The organism is Paenibacillus luteus, assembly GCF_006542765.1.
In the GTDB taxonomy this organism is placed as follows: Bacteria; Bacillota; Bacilli; order Paenibacillales; family Paenibacillaceae; genus Pristimantibacillus; species Pristimantibacillus luteus.
In genome coordinates this window covers 1-864 of record NZ_SKCD01000080.1, presented here as the reverse complement: position 1 = coordinate 864, position 864 = coordinate 1, and the positions used below count along the sequence as shown (strand labels likewise).

The window sequence follows — 864 nt, the reverse complement described above, 5'->3', positions numbered from 1 at the left end:
TAGGACGTGTCTGAAAACTCATTACTGAGACAATTTGAAGATGGCAGCTACATATACAAACGACAAAAATGACTTGGCTAACTTGTCGTAACGAGTAGCCACACGTCGGAAGTGTTTGATTTTATTAAAAAAACACTCAACCAAATGCCTTTCCTTGTAACGATACCAATCGACTTTCCATGGATTTTGGCTATTCGCTTTAGGTGGAATCGTATAAGATGCTTGCTTAGCCGTAATCCAATTCCGAACCGTTTCTGAGCCATAGGCTTTGTCACCAAGAATATGGCTTCCCGTAATATCGAGCGTCTGGAGCAAATCCATAACGGGAACGGTATCATAAACTTGACCTCCCGTCAGAAGAAAAGCTATAGGATTTCCTAAACCATCGACTACCGTATGAATTTTGGTTGTCTTACCGCCACGACTGATGCCGATATGTTGATTTACCTCGTGCCCTTCTACTTTTTTTTAGCGCCAGCACTGTGTTGATGGGCTTTAATCGATGTAGAATCGATGCTCAAGTTTTCAAAATCAGGTTCTACGTGAAGCGCTTGGAAGATAGCGAAAAGTAATTCCGTATCTCTCCATTTGCAGAAACGACTATAGACGGTTTTCCATGAACCATAACGTTCTTCTGGCAAATCACGCCAAGCAGCACCACTACGAGCGATCCAAAGAATGGCATTGAACATCGTGCGATTACTTGATTTTGACGGACGTCCTGTTTGATAGGGAGGGAACATATCCTTAATTTGTTCCCATTGTTCATCACTTAGTTCATACCTTCTTTGAATCATGGTGGATGCTCCAATCGTTTTTCTCAAATTATACTACAAAATCATTTAGTTTTCAGACACGTCCTAG

1 protein-coding gene is annotated in these 864 nt (G+C 41.4%); it reads right to left on the bottom strand.

The genetic code is table 11. From position 1 onward, the window contains the following. Nucleotides 1–21: 21 nt before the first annotated feature. Nucleotides 22–797, bottom strand: a protein-coding gene (locus E0496_RS33400; protein ID WP_141506244.1) for an IS5 family transposase whose coding sequence is annotated in 2 segments (ribosomal slippage) — nt 22–464 and nt 464–797 — 777 coding nt in all. Because the reading frame shifts where the segments join, the coding sequence is not laid out codon by codon here. Nucleotides 798–864 lie beyond the last annotated feature (67 nt).